Origin of the sequence: Kineococcus xinjiangensis (genome assembly GCF_002934625.1) — a bacterium.
Lineage (GTDB): Bacteria > Actinomycetota > Actinomycetes > Actinomycetales > Kineococcaceae > Kineococcus_A > Kineococcus_A xinjiangensis.
In genome coordinates, this window is record NZ_PTJD01000012.1 from 1 (window position 1) to 20,727 (window position 20,727).

Annotated in this window: 20 protein-coding genes; 11 read left to right on the forward strand and 9 right to left on the reverse strand. The window is 75.8% G+C overall.

The genetic code is table 11. From position 1 onward, the window contains the following. A partial coding sequence (locus CLV92_RS15440) for a PAS domain-containing protein (protein WP_146099575.1) occupies nucleotides 1-882 on the reverse strand: 882 nt, incomplete at its 3' end. Nucleotides 883-1,065: 183 nt separating this feature from the next. Here CLV92_RS15440 and CLV92_RS15445 point away from each other — a divergent pair. From CLV92_RS15445 to CLV92_RS15480, 8 genes are all read left to right on the forward strand, one after another. Next, nucleotides 1,066-1,776 (forward strand): TerD family protein, encoded by a 711-nt coding sequence (locus CLV92_RS15445; protein ID WP_104434169.1) that lies wholly within the window; start codon nucleotides 1,066-1,068, stop codon nucleotides 1,774-1,776. A gap of 81 nt (nucleotides 1,777-1,857) precedes the next feature. Further along, entirely contained in the window at nucleotides 1,858-4,092 is a 2,235-nt protein-coding gene (locus CLV92_RS15450; protein ID WP_104434170.1) for a putative bifunctional diguanylate cyclase/phosphodiesterase, read from the forward strand. Nucleotides 4,093-4,323: 231 nt separating this feature from the next. Then, nucleotides 4,324-5,151, forward strand: a complete 828-nt coding sequence (locus CLV92_RS15455) for an EamA family transporter (protein WP_104434358.1) — start codon at nucleotides 4,324-4,326, stop codon at nucleotides 5,149-5,151. A gap of 225 nt (nucleotides 5,152-5,376) precedes the next feature. Next, nucleotides 5,377-7,335 (forward strand): acetate--CoA ligase, encoded by a 1,959-nt coding sequence (gene acs / locus CLV92_RS15460; RefSeq protein ID WP_104434360.1) that lies wholly within the window; start codon nucleotides 5,377-5,379, stop codon nucleotides 7,333-7,335. Nucleotides 7,336-7,515: 180 nt separating this feature from the next. After that, the gene (locus CLV92_RS15465; protein ID WP_104434171.1) at nucleotides 7,516-8,502 is read left to right on the forward strand and encodes an endonuclease/exonuclease/phosphatase family protein; all 987 of its coding nucleotides are present in this window, start codon (nucleotides 7,516-7,518) and stop codon (nucleotides 8,500-8,502) included. Between the two features lie 31 nt (nucleotides 8,503-8,533). Continuing rightward, nucleotides 8,534-9,475, forward strand: a complete 942-nt coding sequence (locus CLV92_RS15470; protein WP_104434172.1) for a cation diffusion facilitator family transporter — start codon at nucleotides 8,534-8,536, stop codon at nucleotides 9,473-9,475. Between the two features lie 355 nt (nucleotides 9,476-9,830). Further along, nucleotides 9,831-10,304, forward strand: coding sequence for a phage holin family protein (locus tag CLV92_RS15475; protein WP_104434173.1), 474 nt, complete (start codon nucleotides 9,831-9,833; stop codon nucleotides 10,302-10,304). Nucleotides 10,305-10,316: 12 nt separating this feature from the next. Further along, nucleotides 10,317-11,240 (forward strand): alpha/beta fold hydrolase, encoded by a 924-nt coding sequence (locus CLV92_RS15480; protein WP_104434174.1) that lies wholly within the window; start codon nucleotides 10,317-10,319, stop codon nucleotides 11,238-11,240. A 32-nt stretch (nucleotides 11,241-11,272) separates the two neighbouring features. Here the strand turns inward: CLV92_RS15480 and CLV92_RS15485 are convergent, their stop codons facing one another. Genes CLV92_RS15485 through nth form a run of 3 tightly spaced genes read right to left on the reverse strand, consistent with a single transcriptional unit; the run spans nucleotide 11,273 to nucleotide 13,901 of the window. Beyond that, nucleotides 11,273-12,493, reverse strand: a complete 1,221-nt coding sequence (locus tag CLV92_RS15485) for a MarP family serine protease (RefSeq protein WP_104434175.1) — start codon at nucleotides 12,491-12,493, stop codon at nucleotides 11,273-11,275. Next, nucleotides 12,490-13,209 carry an NUDIX hydrolase gene (locus CLV92_RS15490; RefSeq protein WP_211291169.1) on the reverse strand — a complete coding sequence of 240 codons (720 nt, stop codon included), beginning with the start codon at nucleotides 13,207-13,209 and terminating at the stop codon, nucleotides 12,490-12,492. The genes CLV92_RS15485 and CLV92_RS15490 overlap by 4 nt, the downstream gene beginning before the upstream one ends. After that, a complete protein-coding gene (gene nth / locus CLV92_RS15495; protein WP_342762350.1) occupies nucleotides 13,206-13,901 on the reverse strand; it encodes an endonuclease III in 696 nt (231 codons plus the stop codon). The genes CLV92_RS15490 and nth overlap by 4 nt, the downstream gene beginning before the upstream one ends. Nucleotides 13,902-14,163: 262 nt before the next feature. Between nth and CLV92_RS15500 the strand changes: the two genes are divergently transcribed. Next, the gene (locus CLV92_RS15500; protein ID WP_104434181.1) at nucleotides 14,164-14,718 is read left to right on the forward strand and encodes a hypothetical protein; all 555 of its coding nucleotides are present in this window, start codon (nucleotides 14,164-14,166) and stop codon (nucleotides 14,716-14,718) included. A gap of 149 nt (nucleotides 14,719-14,867) precedes the next feature. Beyond that, the gene (locus tag CLV92_RS15505) at nucleotides 14,868-15,596 is read left to right on the forward strand and encodes a Crp/Fnr family transcriptional regulator (RefSeq protein ID WP_245886868.1); all 729 of its coding nucleotides are present in this window, start codon (nucleotides 14,868-14,870) and stop codon (nucleotides 15,594-15,596) included. A gap of 119 nt (nucleotides 15,597-15,715) precedes the next feature. Here CLV92_RS15505 and CLV92_RS15510 read toward each other — a convergent pair whose 3' ends face one another. The 5 genes from CLV92_RS15510 to CLV92_RS15525 all read right to left on the reverse strand — a co-directional run bounded on the left by CLV92_RS15510 (nucleotide 15,716) and on the right by CLV92_RS15525 (nucleotide 17,965). Then, nucleotides 15,716-16,057, reverse strand: coding sequence for a chorismate mutase (locus tag CLV92_RS15510; protein ID WP_245886869.1), 342 nt, complete (start codon nucleotides 16,055-16,057; stop codon nucleotides 15,716-15,718). A 33-nt stretch (nucleotides 16,058-16,090) separates the two neighbouring features. After that, on the reverse strand, nucleotides 16,091-16,900 hold the full coding sequence (locus tag CLV92_RS15515) for an MBL fold metallo-hydrolase (RefSeq protein WP_211291170.1): 810 nt from the start codon (nucleotides 16,898-16,900) through the stop codon (nucleotides 16,091-16,093). Nucleotide 16,901: 1 nt separating this feature from the next. Continuing rightward, the gene (locus CLV92_RS15520) at nucleotides 16,902-17,384 is read right to left on the reverse strand and encodes a RidA family protein (protein WP_245886870.1); all 483 of its coding nucleotides are present in this window, start codon (nucleotides 17,382-17,384) and stop codon (nucleotides 16,902-16,904) included. Beyond that, nucleotides 17,381-17,536, reverse strand: a complete 156-nt coding sequence (sp36, locus tag CLV92_RS21055; protein WP_146099576.1) for a Sp36 family protein — start codon at nucleotides 17,534-17,536, stop codon at nucleotides 17,381-17,383. The genes CLV92_RS15520 and sp36 overlap by 4 nt, the downstream gene beginning before the upstream one ends. A 75-nt stretch (nucleotides 17,537-17,611) precedes the next feature. After that, nucleotides 17,612-17,965, reverse strand: a complete 354-nt coding sequence (locus CLV92_RS15525) for a WhiB family transcriptional regulator (RefSeq protein ID WP_104434183.1) — start codon at nucleotides 17,963-17,965, stop codon at nucleotides 17,612-17,614. A gap of 296 nt (nucleotides 17,966-18,261) precedes the next feature. Here CLV92_RS15525 and CLV92_RS15530 point away from each other — a divergent pair, with 296 nt between their 5' ends. Continuing rightward, complete coding sequence (locus tag CLV92_RS15530; protein ID WP_146099577.1) at nucleotides 18,262-20,718, forward strand: transglycosylase domain-containing protein; 2,457 nt, start codon at nucleotides 18,262-18,264, stop codon at nucleotides 20,716-20,718. Nucleotides 20,719-20,727 lie beyond the last annotated feature (9 nt).

The window sequence follows — 20,727 nt, forward strand, 5'->3', positions numbered from 1 at the left end:
CATCCACCGGTGCTCGCCGGCGGCGACCCGCAGCCGCACCTCGGCCCGCACCGGCTCCGCACCGCCTGCTTCCAGGCACTGGGAGAAGCGGGCGTTGGCCTCCAGCACGTCCTCGGGGTGCAGCAGGTCCAGGAAGTGCGTGCCGCGCAGCACCTCCGGGTCCGCCCCCCACGCCGACACCGCCGAGGGGCTCAGGTAGGACAGCGTCCCGTCCGCGCACACCGTCGCCAGCACCTCGTGGGAGTCCTGCACCAGCGCCCGGAACCAGGCCTCCGCGGACCGGACCTCGCACATCAGCGCCCGCCGGTCGTCCTCGGTGCGGGCCAGGGTCAGCAGCGCCAGCATCGCGACGAGGGCCGCGACCAGGGCGACGCCGTGGGAGGCACCCGGCGACAGCGGCGAGTCCAGCAGGCCCAGGTGCACCAGCGCCTCCAGCGCGAGGAGTACCGCTCCGGCGCACCCGGCCACCGGCCGCCACGCCCGTCCGCCCGAGGTGTCGATGTGGCTGGCGCCGACGACGAGCGCCGCCAGCGGCAGCAGGAACGTCGTGCCCGTGCAGGCGGTCGTGACGCCGAAGAGGACCATCGCGACCGCCATGCGCAGCCAGAGCCGGCCGTCCTCCTCGTCGCCGCCCGCCAGCCAGCGCTGGACCCGGCTCTGCGCCAGGGTCCCCACCAGGCCCCCGGTGAGCAGGAACAGCCAGGCCGGCAGCACGAAGGCGTCCAGGGAGGACAGGAGCAGGGCCACGGGCGCCAGCCCGGCGACCGTCACGGCGAAGGCGGTGGACGGGCGCCGGTCCGGCGCGAACGGCGCGGCGGAGCGGACCGGGCGCCGCCCGGGCAGCGCGCTCGCCGGCAGGCGGTCCTCCCCGCTGCACTGCACGCCGCACCTCCTGCCGCTCCCGGTGCCGGCTCTGGGCCCGGGGGGGCTCCGGGCCCCCCGGGATCATCGGCGCCCGGGTCCGCGCCCTTGACCGCGCTTGCCCCGTCCGGGCGCCCCCCGGAATGCTGGGACGGCGGGTCCGCGCGGTCCGCCCAGCAGCTCCCGTCCCCTGGAGGCCCCGCCGTGCCCATCGACTACACCCGCCGCCCGAAGCAGCCGGAGCCGGAGCCGTCGCGTCCCGGCGCCGACGGGGGAGCGGGGACGCCCGGTGGGGTGTCGCTGAGCAAGGTGACGCTCACCAAGGCCGCCCCCTCCGTCTCGCTGAGCAAGCAGGGCTCCGCCGGCGGCGTCCTGCGCGTCAACCTGAACTGGAACGCCCGCCCGGCCGCGCAGGGCGGGTTCCTCGACAAGCTCCGCAACGCCGCCGCCGGACCCGTCGACCTCGACCTCGGCGCCCTCTACGAGTACGCCGACGGCAGCAAGGGAGCCGTGCAGGCCCTCGGTGGCATGTTCGACGACCGCCGCGCGCAGCCGATCCTGCGCCTGGACGGCGACGACCGCAGCGGCAGCAGCAGCGGCGGGGAGAACCTCCACGTGGACCTCGGTCAGGCCGCGCAGATCCGCCGGGTGCTCGTCTACGCCTTCATCTACGAGGGCGTGCCGAACTGGGCCGCCGCCAACGGGGTCGTGACCCTCTTCCCGGCGAGCGGCCCGCAGGTGGAGGTCCACCTCGACGAGCACGACCCGCGCTCGCCGATGTGCGCGGTCGCCCTGCTCACGTCCGACGGCCGCGACGTCACGGTGCGCCGGGAGGTGCGCTACGTGCAGGGCGGGCAGCAGGCCCTCGACGAGGCGTACGGCTGGGGCATGCGCTGGCGCACCGGCCGCAAGTAGGGGCCGGGCTTGGGCCGGGTGGGGGCCCAGGTGCCCACCCGGCTCAAGGCGCGCGCCCGCCATGACGATCGTCCCTGGGTGATGACCGAGAGCAGGCGCGCCCCGGCGCTGGTGGCGCTGGCCGCGCTGCCGTTCGTGGCGTACGCCGCCGTCGTGGTCGTCACCGGGAGCTTCCTCGGCCCCGCGCGGGCGCTGTGGTGGGTGGGGCTCACCGGCGTGCTGCTGCTCGCGCTGCGCCGCCCCCTGCGCCAGCGCGAGGACCGCCTCGCCTGGTTCGCGGTCGCCGGCGGTGTCGCCGCCTGGTTCGCCGGTGACCTGGTCAACGTCTACGGGATCCCGCTGTCGCTGACCGGGCTGCCCTCGGTCGCGGACATGGTGTTCTTCGCCATGTACCCGCTGGTCCTCGTCGCGGCCCTGCGCCTGGCCCGCCGCTCCGGAGCGCGCGACCGCAGCCGCGGCGCCTCCCTCGACGGGCCCATCGTGCTCATCGGCGGCGCCGCGGTCGCCACCTCCTTCGTCGTGGCTCCGGTGTGGCCCCACGTCGGCGTCGCGGCCGCGACCATGCCGTTCGCGCTCTTCTACCCGGTCGGCGACCTGGTCATCATCGCCGCCTGCCTGCTGGGGCTGTGGCGGGCCGGGGGCTACCGCCGCACCGCGCTCGTCGTGCTGGCCACGGGCGTGCTGCTGCTGGGCGCCGGTGACACCCGCTACCTCGTGCGCACCGTCGAGGGCGGCGGCAAGGACCTCACCTCGGACCTGCTGTGGGCCGCGGCGCTGCTGGCGATGGCCGCGGCCGGTGCGCTGGGCACCCGGGTCGCGGCCCGCCCCCGCGCGGCCGCCTCCGGCGTGACCCTGTGCTCCGGTCTCGCCGCGACCTTCGTGCTCGTCGTGGCCAGCTGGGCGGACGTGCCGCTGGGCGCCGTCCTCCTCGCCGCCGTCGCGCTCATCCTGTGCCTGCTGCGTCTCGTCGCCGCGCTGCGGGAGGCCCGCCAGCTCGCCGACGCCCAGCACCGCGCCCTGCGCGACGAGACCACCGGCCTGCCGACGGCCCGCGCCACCGAGGAGCGGCTGCGGGAGCTCGTGCGGCAGGAGAAGCCCTTCGCGCTGGTGCTGCTCGACGTCGGCGGCTACAAGCAGCTGCGCCTGGCGCTGGGGCAGGACCTGGGCACCGAGCTGCTCGTGCAGATCGCGGGCCGGCTCGCCGGTGACGCGGTCTCCGCGGAGTTCGTCGCCCGCGCGGGGGAGGACGAGTTCAGCGTCCTCGTGCCCCTGCCCGACGAGGACTCCGAGCGGGGCGTGGACCGCGCCGCCGAGCTCGTCCGCTGCTTCGACGAGTCCTTCGGCCTGGAGGGCATCAACGTCCACGCCCGCGCGACCGCCGGGGTGGCCTCCTTCCCCCGCGACGGCCGGACCGCGGCGGAGGTGCTGTCGGCGGTGGAGCTGAGCACCTCCTACGGGGCGGCCGGCGGCAAGGAGGTCGCCGCCTACACCCGCGCGATGGAGGACCAGGCCCGCGTCCGGCTGGCGCTGGCCGGGGAGATCGGCGACGCCTTCGGCGCGGGTGAGGTCATCGCCTACCTGCAGCCGCAGGTGAGCCTGGCCGACGGCCGGATCTGCGGGGCGGAGGCGCTGGTGCGCTGGCAGCACCCGCGCATGGGCATCCTCACGCCCGACAAGTTCCTGCCCGCCATCGCGCACACCAACCTGATGCGGCGGGTCACGGACACGGTCCTGCGCCAGTCCGCCGCACAGGCCGTGGCGTGGCGGCCGTGGGGGATGACGGTGTCCGTGAACCTCGCCCCCTCCGACCTGCTGGACCCCGAGCTGCCCGATCGCGTCATGCGGATCCTGCACGAGTGCGGGGCGCGGCCGTCGGAGGTGCGGCTGGAGGTCACCGAGGACGCGGTGATGGCCGACGCCGACCGCATCGCGGAGACCCTCGCGGAGCTGCGCCGCTGCGGCTTCCACATCGCGGTCGACGACTTCGGGCAGGGCCACTCCTCCCTGGCCCGCCTGCGCGAACTGCCCTTCGACGAGCTGAAGATCGACCGGGCGTTCCTGTGGCGCACCGCCGACCCGAGCCCGGCCGAGACCGCGATCGTGCGCGCGGCGGTCGCCCTGGCGAAGGACCTGGCCCTGGAGGTCGTGGCCGAGGGCCTGGAGACGCCCGACGCGTGGCACCGGCTGCGGGACATGGGCTGCGACTCGGTCCAGGGGTACTGGGTGTCCCGGCCGGTGGCGCCGGGGATGTTCGACGCCTTCCGGGCCGAGTGGCCCGAGCGCGCCCCCGTCGCGGGCGCCCACCTGCTCGGCTGACCCGCCGCCGGGGCTGGTCCAGCGCCCGGCTGGTGCGGTGCGGGCGGGGACGTTCGGCCGGGGGCGCGCCGGTGTCGCCCGGCGCAACGTCCCCGCGCCGGGGCCCGAGCCGCCCCGCGCCGGCCGGGGCCGTGCGGGAACCCCGGGGGCGCCGACGTAGCGTGGCCGCTCGTGACGAGCGTGCAGGCCGGGACGGACCGGCACGGGCAGAGCCAGCTGCTGCCGGTGCTGATGGTCCTGGGCTCCTGCGCGTCGGTGCAGGTGGGTGCCGCCTTCGCCGCGCAGCTGTTCCCCGCCGTCGGCCCGGCGGGTGCGACGACCCTGCGGTTGACGACGGCCGCCGTGCTGCTGATGGTCTGGGTCCGCCCGCGGGTGCGGCACTGGACGCGCCGGCAGTGGGGGCCGGTGCTCGCGTTCGGCGGGGCGCTGGCGGGGATGAACAGCGCCTTCTACGCCGGGCTGGAGCGCCTGCCCCTGGGCCCGGCCGTCACCATCGAGTTCCTCGGGCCGCTGACGCTGGCGGCCGTCCTCACCCGCCGCCGCCGGGACCTGCTGTGGGTCGTGCTGGCGCTGGCCGGGGTGGTGCTGCTCGGATTCGGCGGCGGGGAGGGCGCCACCGCGCTGGACCCCGTGGGCGTCGTCCTCGTCCTCGTGGCGGGGACGCTGTGGGCGGCCTACGTCCTGCTGAGCGCGCGGGTGGGGGCGGCGGTGCCGGGGCAGTCGGGCCTCGCGGTGGCCAGCGTGGTGGCCGCGGTGCTGGTGCTGCCGGCGGGGGTGGCGACGGCGGGGACGGCGCTGCTGGAGCCGTGGCTGCTGCTGGCGGGCGCCGCGGTGGGCGTGCTGTCGTCCGTGGTGCCGTACAGCCTGGAGCTGGCCGCGCTGCGCCGGCTGCCCGCCCGCACCTTCGGCATCCTGCTGAGCCTGGAGCCGGCGGTGGCGGCGCTGGCGGGGCTGGCGGTCCTGGGGCAGGCCCTCGGCCTGCACGCGGTCCTCGCCATCGCGCTGGTCGTGGTGGCCAGCGCGGGTGCCATGGGGGCGTCCCGCCGGCCGCAGGCCTGACCGCCCCGCCCCGCCCCGGTCCGCCCGCCCGGAAAGGACCCTTTCCGGGGCCGAAGGGGCGCCTGCACCCACGGAAGGGACCTTTTCCGGGCCAGGGCGCAGATGCGGGGGCCGAGCCCAGGGCGCGGCGGGCGCCCGCGCACTAGTGTCGTGTCCGCCGACGGTGGCGCAGCGGTGCGCCCCCGCGGGATCGCGCAGCGCACCCACGCCGAGAGGACGCGGACGATGACCGATACGCAGTCGCAGCCGACGGGTCACGCTCCACAGACCGTCGCCCCCGACCCCGCCTTCGCGGCCGAGGCCGTCGCCTCGGCCGAGCTGTACGAGCGAGCCGCCGCCGACCGCCTGGGCTTCTGGGCGGAGCAGGCCCGCACCCTGCTGGAGTGGGAGCAGGACTTCACCGAGACCCTGGACTGGTCCGGCGCCCCCTTCGCCAAGTGGTTCGTCGACGGGCGCCTGAACGTGGCGCACAACTGCGTCGACCGCCACGTCGAGGCCGGCAACGGCGACCGGGTGGCCATCCACTTCGAGGGGGAGCCCGGCGACGCCCGCAGCCTCACCTACGCCGACCTCGCCCGGGAGGTGCGCCAGGCGGCCAACGCCCTCACCGCCCTCGGCGTGCAGGCCGGCGACCGGGTCGCGATCTACCTGCCGATGATCCCCGAGGCGGTCGTGGCGATGCTGGCGTGCGCGCGCATCGGCGCCCCGCACGGCGTGGTGTTCGGGGGCTTCTCCGCCGACGCGCTGCGCAGCCGCATCGAGGACGCCGAGGCCAAGGTCGTCATCACCTGCGACGGCAGCTACCGCCGCGGCAAGCCGACCACGCTGAAGCCGGCGGTGGACGCGGCGCTGGCCAAGGGCGCCTCCAGCGTGACCAACGTGCTGGTGGTGCGGCGCAACGGCGAGCAGGTCGACTGGACCGAGGGTCGCGACGTCTGGTGGCACGAGGCGCTGGCCGCCGCGCCGGAGGAGCACGAGGCGCAGGCGTTCGACTCCGAGCACCCGCTCTTCATCCTCTACACCTCGGGCACCACGGGGAAGCCGAAGGGCATCCTGCACACCAGCGGCGGCTACCTCACGCAGGCCGCGTACACCTCGCGCAACGTCCTGGACCTGAAGCCGGAGCGGGACGTGTACTGGTGCACGGCCGACGTCGGCTGGGTCACCGGGCACAGCTACATCACCTACGGCCCGCTGGCCCTGGGTGCGACGCAGGTCGTCTACGAGGGCACGCCGGACACCCCGGACAAGGACCGGTGGTGGAGCATCGTCGCCAAGTACGGCGTGACGGTCCTCTACACCGCGCCCACCGCGATCCGCACGTGCATGAAGTGGGGCGAGGAGTACCCCGGCCGCCACGACCTCTCCAGCCTGCGCCTGCTGGGCAGCGTGGGGGAGAACATCAACCCCGAGGCGTGGTCCTGGTACCGCCGGGTCATCGGTGGCGGCAAGGCCCCGATCGTGGACACGTGGTGGCAGACCGAGACCGGCGGCCACATGATCTCCCCGCTGCCCGGGGTGACGGCTCTGAAGCCGGGCTCGGCGCAGCAGCCGGTGCCGGGCATCGTGGCGGAGGTGGTGGACGACGCGGGCAACCCGGTCGGGAACGGGGAGGCCGGCTACCTGGTCCTCACCGAGCCGTGGCCGGCGATGCTGCGCGGCCTGTGGGGCGACCCGCAGCGCTACGCCGACACGTACTGGTCGCGGTTCCCGGGCATGTACTTCGCCGGTGACGGGGCCAAGCGGGACGAGGACGGCGACATCTGGCTGCTGGGCCGCGTCGACGACGTCATGAACGTCTCGGGGCACCGGCTGTCCACGGCGGAGATCGAGTCGGCGCTGGTGTCGCACCCGAAGGTCGCCGAGGCGGCCGTCGTGGGCGCGACGGACGAGACCACGGGGCAGGCGGTCGTGGCGTTCGTCATCCTGCGCGGCGGCGAGGAGGAGGGGCCGGAGACGATCATCGACCTGCGCAACCACGTCGGGCAGGAGATCGGGCCGATCGCCAAGCCCAAGTCGATCATGGTGGTGGCGGAGCTGCCGAAGACCCGCTCGGGCAAGATCATGCGCCGCCTGCTGCGGGACGTCGCGGAGAACCGGGCGACCGGTGACGTGACGACCCTGACCGACGCCGGCGTCATGGACACCATCCGGGCGGGCATGTCGAAGTCCACGGAGGACTGAGGCCGCTCCGGTCGAGGGGGACGTCCGGCCGCCGCCGCGCAGGCGCCGGCCGGCCGGACGCCCCCGTCCCAGCCCCGCAGCCGGGCCGTGCGAACCGGGCGCGGGCCGCTGCCCAGGACCTCCACGTCCCCTCCGCGTCCGGTGCGCGTCGCGGCCGCGGGCGTGCGGCATCGTGGAGGGGTGGCCGTCTCCTTCCGCCGCGCCGCGTGCACCGCCACCACGGCCGTGCTCGCCGCGGGCGCCCTCACCATCGTCGAGCCCGCACTCCTCGGCCTGGCCGGCACCCGCCCCTGGCTCTACGCGGCGGCGTTCCCGGTGCCCCGGGTGCTGGGGCTGGCGGCGGTCACCGTGCTCCTCGGCGCCGTGGCACTGCGGGCCCGCGGCGCCGCACCGGCGGCCGGCGCCCTCGCGCTGGCCACGGCCGTCAGCGGTGCGGTGGTGCTGCACCGGGGCGCCGGGGCGGGGGAGCTGCCCGCAGCCGAGGCGGGTGACGTCACGGTGGTCACCGTCAACACCGAGTTCTCCCGTGCCGACGTGCAGGCGGTCGCCTCGCTGGTCCTGCGCACCCAGGCGGACGTGGTGACGATGCCCGAGACGACCGCGCGCTTCGCCGGGGAGGTCGCGGCGGCGGTGCGCACCGGCGGCGGCCCGGCCCTGCAGGTCCTCGCGCACGAGGGCCGGGGGCCGGAGAACACCTCCACCTCCCTCCTCGTCAGCGACCGCTGGGGTCCCTACCGGAAGCTGCCCGCGAGGGAGCTGCCGATGCGGCTGGGCGCGGTGGCGGCCGTGCCGGTCGCGGGCGACGGCCCGCCGCTGGCCGCGGTGCACCCCTACCCCCCGGTGGGGGAGGGGTTGCCGACGTGGGAGGCGGAGGGCCTGGCGGCGGTGCGCTGGTGCGAGACGCACCCCGGGGCGCTGGTCGGCGGGGACTTCAACGCCACGCCGGACCACCCGGCCCTGCGCGCGCTCGGGGAGTGCGTGGACGTGAGCGTCGCCACCGGGACGGGCTCGCGCGGCACCTGGCCCTCCCGGGTGCCGGCGCTCCTGGGGGCGCCGATCGACCACGTGCTGGCCGACGCCCGGCGCTGGCGTCCGGTGGCGAGCGCGGTGGTGGACGTCCCCGGCACCGACCACCGGGCCGTGGTGGCCCGCGTCCGCCCCTCCTGAGGGCGCCCGGCCCGCTCCTACAGTGGCAGCCATGGGCACCCACCACGGGCACGGCCACGGACACGGCCACGGGCACGCTCTGGCGACCGCCTCCGCCCGGCACCGCCGCCGCCTCGCCGTGGTGCTGGCGATCACCCTCGTGGTCCTCGTGGCGGAGGTCGTCGGCGGCCTGCTGTCGGGGTCGCTGGCGCTGCTGGCCGACGCCGGGCACATGGTGACCGACGCGGCGGGACTGGCCTTCGCGCTGGTCGCGGTGCAGCTGGCGCAGCGGCCGGCGACGTCGCGCCGCACGTGGGGGCTGGCGCGTGCGGAGGTGCTGGCCGCCGCCGCGAACGCCATGGTCCTCGGCGCGGTGGGCGTCCTCGTCGTGGTGGAGGCCGTGCAGCGCCTGGCGGAGCCGTCGCCGGTGCGGACCGCGGAGATGCTGATCTTCGGCGTCGTCGGTCTCGTCGGCAACGCCGTGGGGATCCTGCTGCTGGCGCGGGCCTCGAAGGAGAGCCTCAACGTGCGGGGCGCGTTCCTGGAGGTGCTCACCGACGCGGTGGCCAGCGCGGGGGTGATCGTGGCCGCGGTCGTGATGCGCCTGACGGGGTGGCAGCGGGTGGACGCGGTGGTGGCCGGGGCGATCGCGGTGCTGATCGTGCCGCGGGCGTGGCGGCTGCTGCGCGAGGCGGTGGACGTGCTGCTGGAGACGGTCCCGAAGGGCATCGACCTGGACGAGGTGCGGGCCCACATCCTGCGCGTGCCGCACGTGGTGGACGTGCACGACCTGCACGCCTCGACGGTGACCTCGGGGCTGCCGGTGCTGTCGGTGCACGTGAGCGTGGAGCCGGGGTGCTTCCTCGACGGGCACGCGCCGCAGCTGCTGGACCAGGTGCAGGAGTGCATCGCGGAGCACTTCGACGTGGTGCACTCGACGATCCAGCTGGAGCCGGCGGGGCACGACGACCACGAGCGGTTGCTGCACGCCTGAGGCCGCATCCGGTCGCTCCGCGTGGCCGTTCCTGTCCTGTCCGTGAGGAATCGGCGCCACCCGGGTGAGGGGTGGCGCGCGGGTCCCGCGCCACGCCGACGATCTCGCGGAAAAGCATGCCCAGAGCTGGTTGAGGGTCTTACTGTCTGCAGTGGTCCGCCGCTGTCTTCCCCCGTCGGCGGTCGGACTCGCACCGCCGCCGGTGCCCCCGTCGGCGGCGGTGCCCCCTTCTTCGCTCTCCGGCGCGGGTCCGCGCGGAGGGGCGTCGCGCGGCGGGCAGCCCTGGCACTTAGGGTCTTCTCTCGCCGGTCCCGTCTGGACGGCGCGCCGCCCCGAGGAGCCCTGAGGAGCCCCCATGAGCCACCCGACCCCCCGGCCCGGCATCCCCGGCGCCGAGCGCAGCATCGGCCAGCTCGTCGCCGACGCCAGCCAGGACCTCTCCGACCTCATCCGCCACGAGATCGCCCTGGCGAAGGCGGAGATCACCGCCGACGTGAAGAACGGCGCGCTGGGCGGCGCGCTCTTCGGGGCGGCCGGCTTCCTGGGGGCCGTGGCCTTCATCCTCATCTGCGTCGCCCTGGCCTTCGTGCTCGCCGCCCTCGGGCTGCCCGTCTGGGCGGGCTTCCTCATCGTCGGCGGTGTGCTGGTCCTCGGCGCGGGGCTGCTCGCCCTCGTCGGCTACGGGCGCATCAAGCGCGTCGGCCCGCCGGAGCGGACCATCCGCACCACCAAGGAGACCGTCGCCGTGCTCAAGGCCAGCGCCACCGGCAAGGGGCACGCCCTGGAGGGCCCGCAGCACCGCCAGCTGGACCGCGCCGGCCACCACTGATCCGGGCCTGCCGTGCGTCCCGAGGACACCGAGGACGTCTCCACCGTCCTCGTCCACGGACCCTGGCAGCACCGCTTCGTCTCCGCCCACGGCGCCCGCTTCCACGTCGCCGAGGCCGGTGAGGGGCCCCTCGTGGTCCTGCTCCACGGCTTCCCGCAGTTCTGGTGGGCGTGGCGCTGGCAGCTGTGCGACCTGGCCGACGCCGGGTACCGCGCGGTCGCGATGGACCTGCGCGGCTACGGGGCCTCCGACAAGCCGCCCCGCGGCTACGACACCGCCACGTCCGCCGCGGACGTGGCCGCCGTCATCCGGGCGCTCGGCGAGAGCGAGGCGTTCGTCGTCGGCCACGGCCTGGGCGGGCGCACCGCGTGGGCGATGCCCGCGCTGACCCCCCGGCTGGTGCGGGGCGTCGCCGTGCTGGGCGCGGCGCACCCGCTGCTGTGGCGCTCGGCGCTGCTGGACCTGCTGCGCGCCGGGGACGCCGGGCGCAGGGCGCTGGCCGCGCTGGCCGCCTCGCAGGTCCCCTCGCTGCCCGAGCGGGAGCTCGTCACCGGCGAGGGGGTGCAACGGGTGCTGACGTCGTGGTCGGCCCCCGGCTGGCCCGACGAGGAGACCCTGCAGCGCTACCGCTCGGCGATGCGGGTGCCGTTCGTGGCGCACTCGGCGAGCGAGTACCACCGCTGGATCGTGCGCTCCCCGCTGCGGGAGGAGGGGCGCCGCTTCGCCGCCGCGCTGCGCAGGCCCGTCGAGGTGCCCGTCCTGCAGCTGCACGGCCGGCTCGACCCGACGCTGGGCGCGGAGACCGTGTGGGCGGCCTCCGACCTGGTGGCCGGCCCGCACCGGGTGCAGGAGATCGACGGGGCCGGGCACTTCCTCCCCGAGGAGGCCTCGGAGCACGTCAGCGCCGCACTGCTGTCCTGGCTGGCCCGCTGGTAGGACCCCGCCCGCTCCCCGTCGGCGGGCGGGGCTCAGCCCGAGGGCGTCTGCGGGGTGCAGGCACCGGAGTCGACCGTCCGCAGCGGCAGGCGCAGCGGCTGCAGGGCCTCCGCGAGCTCGTCGGAGGTCAGCACGTAGCCGGTGTCGGCGCGCTCCACCGAGCGGGCGAAGACCAGTCCGGCCACCTTCCCCTCCTCCGTGAGCATCGGCCCGCCGGAGTTGCCCGGCTCGACCGTCGCGTAGACGGCGTACACCTCGCGCAGCACGTCGGCGGAGTCGTAGATGTCGCGGCCGCGGGCCTCCACGACCTCCCGCACCCGGGCGGTCGCCAGCGTGTAGGGCCCGTCCAGCGGGAAGCCGGCCACGATCGCGGGGTCGCCGCGCACCAGGTCCGGCACCACGGACAGGGCGGCGGCGTCGAGGCCGGGCACCTCCAGCACGGCGACGTCGCGGGCGGGGTCGAAGAGCACCACGCGCCCGCGGTGGCGCAGGCCCACGCCCTGCGGCTGCACCAGGGGCTCGGTCATGCCCGCGACGACGTGCGCGTTGGTGACCACGAGGGCCGCCCGCCCGTCCTGCCCGTAGACGAAGCCGCTGCCCGCCAGGCCGCGGTCGCAGGAGCGCGCCACCCCCGTCACCTTCACCAGGCTCGGCTGGGCGAGCAGCAGCCCCGGGGTCTGCGGGACCTCCTGGGCCGGCGGGGCCACCGGCTGCACCGACTCCTCGTGCATCGCGGTGAACACGCGGGGGAAGCCCGTCTCCTCCGCCGTCGTCCAGAACGAGGACAGCACCCGCGTCGTCGACGCCGGCACGGCGGCCTCGACGGCGGCGACCACCCGGGACCCGGCGACGGCGTCGGTCACGGCGGGCAGCGGGTAGCCGCGCACGGCGGTGGCGGCGACCCAGATGACGAGGACGGTGGAGACCACGCCCGCCGTGGCACCCAGCCCGGCGTCGGCGAGGCGGACGGGGCGCGACTCCACCCCGCGCCGCAGCCGCATGCCCGCCAGGCCCAGGAGCAGGCGCCCCAGCATCGCCAGCAGGACGACGGTGACCACCACGGCCAGGGTCCGGGGGGTGCCCGCCGCCCAGCCGGCCAGGGCCTGCGGCACGACGACGACGCCGAGGGCGGCGCCACCGACCAGCCCGGCCAGCCCGAAGGCCCCGACGACGAGGCCCTCCCGGTAGCCGGCGACGATCTGCGCCAGCAGGAGCATCACGAGGACGAGGTCGAGCAGCAGCGAACCGGTCACGGGGTGCCCCCGGAGGCACGGAGGGCGGCGTCGACGTCGGCGAGGGCGTCGGCCAGGTCCACGCGGCGCGCCCGGTCCCACGGGCGCTCGAAGCCCCCGAGGGCGAGGACCCGGTGCAGGACCTCCCCGGTGAACCCCCACACCAGCAGCCCGCGCACGGCGAAGGCGGGACCGACGTACCCGGCGGGGATGCGCACCCGGAAGCGGCGGGCCGGGTCGGCCAGCTCCGCCAGGGGCACGACCTCCACGCGGGCCACCTCGGTGGGGTCCACGACGTCCACCGGACCCGGGGTGTGCCACCACGCCACGACGGGGGTCACCTCGTAGCCGCTGACGGGGACGTGGATGGGGGGCAGCGTGCCGAGGACCCGCACGCCGGCGGGGTCGAGGCCGGTCTCCTCGGCGGCCTCCCGCAGCGCGGTGGCGGCGGGGCCGTCGTCGTCGGGGTCGGCGCCGCCGCCGGGGAAGGCCACCTGCCCGGAGTGCTTGCGCAGCCCGGTGGCGCGCTCGGTGAGCAGCAGCGCCCCGCCGTCGCCGCCCTCGGGGTCCTCGGCGAGCAGCAGCAGCACCGACGCGGGACGGCGGGGGGCGGTGGGGTCGACGACGACGGAGCGCGCCGGCCAGTCGGCGCTGCCCGCGCGCACCTGCGGCAGGGCCTGCGCCAGGGGCAGCAGCCAGCCGGGCAGGGCGTCGCCCGCCGGGGCGCCGGGGCTCACGCGGGCACCGGGCCGTCGGCGGGCCCGGCGTCGGTCACGAGGGCGGCCGCCTTCACCGGGTCGGTCTCCCCGATGCCGTAGGAGGGGCACAGGGACGCCACCGGGCAGGCGCCGCAGGCCGGCCGGCGGGCGTGGCACGTCCGCCGGCCGTGGAAGATCAGCCGGTGCGACAGGATGGTGTGGTCGCGACGCGGGAAGAGCGCTGCCAGGTCCTGCTCCACCTTCACGGGGTCCTCGTGGGTGGTGAACCCGAGCCGGCGGGACAGGCGCCCCACGTGGGTGTCGACGGTGAGCCCCGGAATGCCGAACGCGTCGCCCAGGACGACGTTCGCGGTCTTGCGCCCCACACCCGGCAGCATCACCAGGTCCGCCTGGCGCGGGGGCACCTCACCGTCGTAGTGGTCGACCAGCCGGGCGCTCAGCTTGAGGATCGCGTCGGCCTTCGCGCGGAAGAACCCCGTCGGCCGGATGAGCTCCTCCAGCTCCGCGCGGTCGGCCGCCGCGAGGGCCGCCGCGTCGGGGTAGCGGGCGAAGAGCGCCGGGGTGACCTGGTTGACGCGCTTGTCGGTGCACTGCGCGGACAGGACGGTGGCCACGAGGAGCTGCAGGGGCGTGCCGAAGTCCAGCTCGCAGTGGGCGTCGGGGTAGCGCCCGGCGAGGATGCGGTGGATGCGCCGCGCCCGCCGGGTCAGGGCGAGCGGGGTCTCGGCCGCGTGCGAGCCGCCGGCCGGGCGCCGTCCGCGCGGGCGGGGAGGGGAGCCCTGGGAGGGGTCGGCGGCCACGACCCGAGGGTACGGCGCAGCCCCGACGCCCTCCCGCAGCCGGGGCCCTGCGGCGGGGGCTGCGCCGTCCGGGCCCGCGGGCTGCGCCGGACGGCCGGAACCGATGTGCCGCTCGGGTGAGGCAGCCGCCCCGCGCGTCAAGGGCGGAGCGGGGCACGACGATGGCCGGGGCATGGGAAGCAGTGCGGGAGCGCAGGACGAGGCAGGGGCCACCGTCGCGGTGGTGGGGATCGCCCGCGCCGACGCGCAGGTCCCGCGCGGGCCCGCCGGGGAGGCCGCGGCCCGGGAGAGCGTGCGGCTGGAGCTGCGCCAGCTGGCCCTGCCGGCCCTGCGATCGCGGCGCCGCGCGCTGCTGGCGGAGGCGGAGAGCACGGCGCACTGGCTGCGGCTGGTCCGGGCCCGTCGCGACCTCGTGCTGGCGTTCGTGACGGGGGTGGACGAGCTCCGCGTCCCCCTGGAGGCGGCCTCCGACGGCGGCCCGCTCGACCTGCACGCCGTGGCGGACCTGGCGGCGCACGGCCTGACGGAGCCCTCCGCGGGCCTGCGCGACCTGGTGCTGCCCGGGCTCGCCGCCGACCCGGGCCCGGGGGCGGTCGAGCAGGCGCTGCGGCGGCTGACCGCCGCGCAGCGGCGCCTCGGCGACTACGAGCGCGCCCTGCGCGAGGAGCTGGCCGCGGCCACCGAGGTGCTGGTCGAGCACCACTGCGGGGCGCTCGCCGACCGCTGAGGCGGCCGTTCCGCCGCGACGCGCGCTTCGCGGGGCACACCGGGGGCCACGAGGGGCCCGGAGTGGGGCAGACTGATCCCGACCGCTGCGGGGGCGCCCGGCCGGGGCCGGAGGGCCCGCACGGGACGACTTCGGAGGAGGATCGCGACGTGGACGACGGCGAGCTGCGGAGCCCGGTTCCCGGTGACCGGACGGTCGACCGGGCCGGTGACGTCGTGCGGCGGGCGCCGCTGTTCGCCGCGCTCGACGACGACTCCGCCGCGGAGCTGCTGGCGTCGATGGAGGCCGTGCACCTCGAGCGCGGCCAGGTGCTGTTCTCCGAGGGGGAGCCGGGCCACCGCGTGTACGTCATCCGCGAGGGCAAGATCAAGCTCGGGCGCAGCGCCCCCGACGGCCGCGAGAACCTCCTGGCGATCATGGGTCCGGGGGAGATGTTCGGGGAGCTGTCCCTGTTCGACCCGGGTCCGCGGACCAGTTCGGCGCGGGCGGTGGCGGAGACGGACCTGATGGCGCTGAGCCACGACGAGATGCTGGAGTGGCTGGGCCGCCGGCCCGAGGTGGCCCGGCACCTGCTGCAGGCGCTGGCGCAGCGGCTGCGGCGCACCAACGTGGCGCTGGCCGACCTCGTCTTCACCGACGTGCCGGGTCGTGTCGCCAAGGCCCTGCTGGACCTCTCCCGCCGCTTCGGCCGGCCCATCGGCGACGGCCTCCTGGTGGCGCACGACCTGACCCAGGAGGAGCTCGCGCAGCTCGTCGGCGCTTCCCGCGAGACGGTGAACAAGGCGCTGGCGGACTTCGCCTCCCGCGGCTGGCTGCGGCTCGAGGCCCGCGCGGTCGTGCTGCACGACGTGGAGCGCCTCGCCCGCCGCGCCCGCTGAGGCGGGGCGGCCCGGGCCGACAGCGAGCCTGCGGGCTGCACCGCGGCCTCGGCGTGCCGCCCGCTCGGGAGCGGCGTGTCCCGGGTCGCCCGCAGGCGGGCCGTCACGCCGGCCCCCGCTCAGCCGCGGGGGATGCTCTCGTGGTGACGGATCACCTCGGAGATGATGAACGCCAGCAGCTTCTCCGCGAAGGCCGGGTCCAGCTGCGCCGTGACCGCCAGCCCCCGAAGCCGCTCCAGCTGCTCCGCCTCGCGGGCGGGGTCGGCGGGCGGCAGGGCGTGGGTGGCCTTGAGGACGCCGACGCGCTGGGTCAGCTTGAAGCGCTCGGCGAGCAGGTGGATGAGGGCGGCGTCGAGGTTGTCGATGCTGTGCCGCAGCACCCCCAGCTCCCGCAGGACCTCGGGGTCGGCGGGCGTTCCCGCGGGGTCACGGGCGGCGTCCACCGCGGTGTCCTCGGACACGGCACCTCCTGAGGTCTGGGCGGTCCGCCGACCCTAGCAACCGTGCTGCGCGGGCAGCTCGACCCCGAGGTGGAGCAGCTGGGCCCGCACCGACCAGGTCGCCGCCCGCTGCAGCGCGGGGTCGAGGCCGGGGTGCACGCGGGCGACGACGTCGGCGAGCGAGCCGGCTCCGGCCGCGAGGGCGTCGCGGACCTGCTGGAGGCGCTCCTCCCGGTGCGCCCGGTACTGCTCCAGGACGGCCGCCGGGTCGCGGACGAGGGGGCCGTGGCCCGGCAGCAGGACGTCGAGGGCGGGTCGCTCCGGGGTGGGGTGCGCCAGCGCCGAGAGCCGGTCGAGGGTGGCGAGGAAGTCGGTGAGGGAGCCGTCCTCCGCGAGCACCGTCGAGCCGCGGCCGAGGACGGTGTCGCCGGTCAGCAGGGCGCGGTCCGCGGGCAGCGCGAAGCACACGGAGTCGGCGGTGTGCCCGGGGGTGCGGAGCACGACGAGGTGGAGGCCCTCGACGTCCAGCTCCTCCCCGTCGGTCCACGTGCTCGCGGCGTGCACGTCGACCCCTGCCTCGGCGGCCACCCGCTCCGCGGCCTCGGTGTGGTCGAGGTGGGAGTGGGTCAGGAGCACGGCGGCGAGGCGGGTGCGGCGGCGCGCCAGGGCGGTGCGGATGCGCTCCAGGTGGCCGGGGTGGTCCGGGCCGGGGTCGACGACGACGGCGCGCGCGGAGCCCGGCTCGGAGAGCACCCAGGTGTTGGTGCCCTCCAGCGTCATGGCCCCGGGGTTGGGTGCGAGGACGCAGGTGGCGCGGGGGGTGGCGTCGCCGCCGGCCCAGGCCCCGCCCGCGTCCTCGCCCACGTCAGCGGACCCGGAAGACGAACTCGACCTCGACGGGGGCGTCGAGGGGGAGCACGGCCACGCCCACGGCGCTGCGGGCGTGCACGCCGGCGTCGCCCAGCAGGTCGCCGAGGAGGTTGCTGGCGCCGTTGACGACACCGGGCTGGCCGGTGAAGGAGGGGTCGCTGGCGACGAAGCCGACGACCTTCACGACGCGCTCGATGGCGTCGAGCCCGCCGGCGACGGCCGCGGCGGCGGCGAGGCCGTTGAGGGCGCAGGTGCGGGCGAGCTCCTGGGCCTGCGCGGGGGAGACGAACCCGTCCCCGTCGCCGACCTTGCCGGTGAGCGGCAGCTTCCCCTCGACGAAGGGCAGCTGCCCGGCGGTCCAGACGTGGTCGCCGTCGCGGACGGCGGGGAGGTAGCTGGCGAGGGGGGCGGCGACCTGCGGCAGCTCCAGGCCGAGCTCGTCGAGGCGGGCCTGGATCGACCCGGGGGCGGCGCTCACTGGGAGGGCCGCTTCAGGTAGGCGACGAGGCCGTTCCCGTTCGGTCCGGGCACGACCTGCACGAGCTCCCAGCCGTCGGAGCCCCACTGGTCGAGGATCTGCTTGGTCGCGTGCACGATGAGCGGCACGGTGGCGTACTCCCAGGTCGTCATGGGCGCCACCGTAGTCCGCCGCCGGGCCGCCGGTCCCTCCCCGCCGCGGCGGGTCGGGACCGGCGGCTGCGGGGCTCAGCTCGCGTGGGCTGCGGCCGGTGCCGGCACGTCGGCCTGGCTGGCGGGAGCGCCGGTGACGGCGGTCGCGGCCTGCTGCAGGTGCTGGTCGCGGGCCGTCTCGAGCAGGCGCCGCCAGGACTGCACGTTCGGGCGGCGCTTGAGCAGGGCGCGGCGCTCGCGCTCGGTCATGCCGCCCCAGACGCCGTACTCGATGCGGCTGTCCAGCGCGTCGGCCAGGCACTCGGTGCGCACCGGGCAGCCGGCGCACACCGTCTTGGCGCGGTTCTGCGCGGAGCCCTGCACGAACAGCTCGTCCGCCGAGTTCGACGCGCACGCGCCCCGGCCGGCCCATTCCAAAGTCCACACCATCGGTGGTTCCCTCCGCCCCACTGCCCGCGGCCCGGCGGCGACGCCGGTTCCCCCCGTGAGCAGCGATCCTGTGTCTTCCCCCAACACCCAGCGAAGGGGTGCCCACCCACCGTAGACTCGACTTCCGACGTCGCTGTAGAGCACGTTGTGACGACCGTCCGTAGCTCCAACGGACTAGTCCTCACCACCTCAGGGTGGTGAACCGCTCGTGATGGATCAGTCACGGTCCGGTGTCGCTGCGACGCGCTCATCGCGGACTGCGTCCACGGGGCGCTCCGGTTGTCTACCCTCGGTGCATGGCCAACCGCTCCACCGCTCGTCCACGCCGCCCCGTCATGCGGCTCCTGGCGGCCTTCGTGACCGTCAGCGCAGCGGGCGGTGTGCTCACCGCGGGGCTGGTGATGCCGGCCGTCGGGGCGACCGGCGCGGTGGCGCGCGAGGGCGTGGACCTCTTCGAGGGCATCAAGGCCGACCTCGGGGACGACACCCTGTCGCAGGCGTCGACCATCCTCTACGCCGACGGCACGGTGATGGCGCGCGTCTACGAGCAGAACCGCGTGGTGGTGCCCCTGGAGGCCATCTCCCCCGCGATGCAGCAGGCGATCATCGCCATCGAGGACTCCCGCTTCTACGAGCACGGGCCCGTGGACCTCAAGGGCATCGGCCGGGCGGTGGTGAACAACGCGGCGGGCGACGGCGGGACGCAGGGCGCCTCGACGCTCACCCAGCAGTACGTGAAGAACGTCCTCGTCGAGCAGGCCGCGGCCCGCGGTGACAAGGAGGCCATCGCGGAGGCCACCGCCTCCCGCGGCACGAAGGGCTACGCGCGCAAGCTGCGCGAGATGAAGATGGCCATCGACGTCGAGAAGGAGATGTCGAAGGACGAGATCCTCAACGGCTACCTGAACATCGCCTACTTCGCCAACCACGTCTACGGTGTCGAGGCCGCGTCGCGGTTCTACTTCAGCAAGCCGGCCGCCGAGCTGACCGTGCCGGAGGCGGCGGTCCTGGCCGGCCTGGTGAAGAACCCGGTCGAGTACGACCCGGTGAAGAACCCGGAGGACTCCGTCGCGCGGCGCAACGTGGTCCTCAAGCGCATGCGCGACACGGGTCACCTCGACGCGCAGCAGTACCTCGACGCCGTGAACTCCCCGCTGGAGCTGCGGCTGAGCCCCGTCTACCAGGGCTGCCTCAACGCCCACTCGGCCGCCTACTTCTGCGACTACGTCACGCGGATCGTCAAGAACGACCCGGCGTTCGGCAAGACCGTGGAGGACCGGCAGAAGCTGCTGCGCCGCGGCGGCCTCACGATCAGGACGACCCTCGACCCCCGCGTGCAGGGCATCGCCCAGGAGGCCGTGGACCGGCACGTGAACCCGGGGCAGCCGGTGCGCACTGCCGTCCCTGTCGTGCAGCCGCGCACCGGCCACATCCTCGCCATGGCGCAGAACACGCGGTGGTCCCCGGAGGAGCACCTGCCCGGCGTCACGACGGTGAACTACAACGTGGACCAGGAGTTCGGCGGCGGGGTCGGGTTCCCCACCGGCTCGACGTACAAGGTGTTCACCCTCGCCACCTGGCTGAAGTCGGGCAAGTCCCTCGACTCCGTCGTCAACGCCCCGCCGAAGCTCGTGACCGGTCAGAAGGAGTTCACGGCGTGCGGCCAGAAGACCGGTGACCCCAAGGACTTCAACAACGCCGGGTCCGAGAGCCAGAAGAACGGCCGGATGACGGTCCGCGACGCGACCCGGAACTCCATCAACACCGCCTACATGAACATGGCCAGGCAGCTCGACCTCTGCGAGATCGCCAGGACCGCGGAATCCCTGGGCGTCCACAAGGGCAGCCCGGACGTCAAGAACGGCGTCCGCGGCAGCGAGAAGACCACGGCACTCGACGACCACCTGCCCGCCGCGGTGCTCGGCACGCAGAGCATCGCGCCGCTCACCATGGCCAGCGCCTACGCCGCGTTCGCCGCCGAGGGCCTGTACTGCAAGCCGGTCGCGGTCCTGGAGGTCCGGGACTCTGCCGGGAACCCGCTCCCGGTGCCCGGTCCGCAGTGCACGCAGGCGCTCGACCCCAACGTCGCGCGCAACGTCAACGAGGCGCTGCAGGGCGTCTGGAGCGGCACCGCCGCCCGGGTGAGCAAGCCCGGCCGGCCGGCCGCGGGCAAGACCGGCACCACCAACGAGAGCACGAACACGTGGTTCGCCGGGTACACCCCGTACCTCGCCGCCGCCGTGTGGGTCGGCCACCACGAGGGCGAGACGACCCTCAACCGCGAGACCATCAACGGCAAGCGCTACCACCGCGTCTACGGCTCCACGATCGCGGCGCCGACCTGGGTGGACGTCGTCCGGCCCGCCTCCGAGGTCCTGGGCCTGCCGTCGGACGGGTTCGTCCCCGGCACGGACAGGGGCCTGACCACCATCAACCCCGACGGTGCCGCCCGCGTGCCGAACGTCGCCGGGCGCAGCGTCGCCTCGGCGAAGGCGACGCTGGAGGCCGCCGGGTTCGAGGTGGTGGTCTCCTCCAAGCGGGTGGCGTCGGAGAAGATCAAGGCCGGCAACGTCGCGCAGACCAGCCCGGGTGGTGGGCGCAGCGCCGACACCGGCGACACCGTCGTGCTCATCCGCAGCTCGGGGCCCGCGCCGAAGCCGGCGCCGAAGCCGAAGCCGACAGCGGAGCCGCCCGCCGAGCCGGCCCCGCCGGCACCGGCCCCCGCCCCGGCGACGCTCGCCGACGAGGGCTGAACGGCACCC

Coding starts and splice junctions, on each gene's coding strand:
- CLV92_RS15450 (WP_104434170.1), top strand. CDS start 1,858: ATGACCGAGAGCAGGCGCGCCCCGGCGCTGGTGGCGCTGGCCGCGCTG.
- CLV92_RS15455 (WP_104434358.1), top strand. CDS start 4,324: ATGGTCCTGGGCTCCTGCGCGTCGGTGCAGGTGGGTGCCGCCTTCGCC.
- acs (WP_104434360.1), top strand. CDS start 5,377: ATGACCGATACGCAGTCGCAGCCGACGGGTCACGCTCCACAGACCGTC.
- CLV92_RS15470 (WP_104434172.1), top strand. CDS start 8,534: ATGGGCACCCACCACGGGCACGGCCACGGACACGGCCACGGGCACGCT.
- CLV92_RS15475 (WP_104434173.1), top strand. CDS start 9,831: ATGAGCCACCCGACCCCCCGGCCCGGCATCCCCGGCGCCGAGCGCAGC.
- CLV92_RS15500 (WP_104434181.1), top strand. CDS start 14,164: ATGGGAAGCAGTGCGGGAGCGCAGGACGAGGCAGGGGCCACCGTCGCG.
- sp36 (WP_146099576.1), bottom strand. CDS start 17,536: ATGACGACCTGGGAGTACGCCACCGTGCCGCTCATCGTGCACGCGACC.
- CLV92_RS15525 (WP_104434183.1), bottom strand. CDS start 17,965: ATGGTGTGGACTTTGGAATGGGCCGGCCGGGGCGCGTGCGCGTCGAAC.
- CLV92_RS15530 (WP_146099577.1), top strand. CDS start 18,262: ATGGCCAACCGCTCCACCGCTCGTCCACGCCGCCCCGTCATGCGGCTC.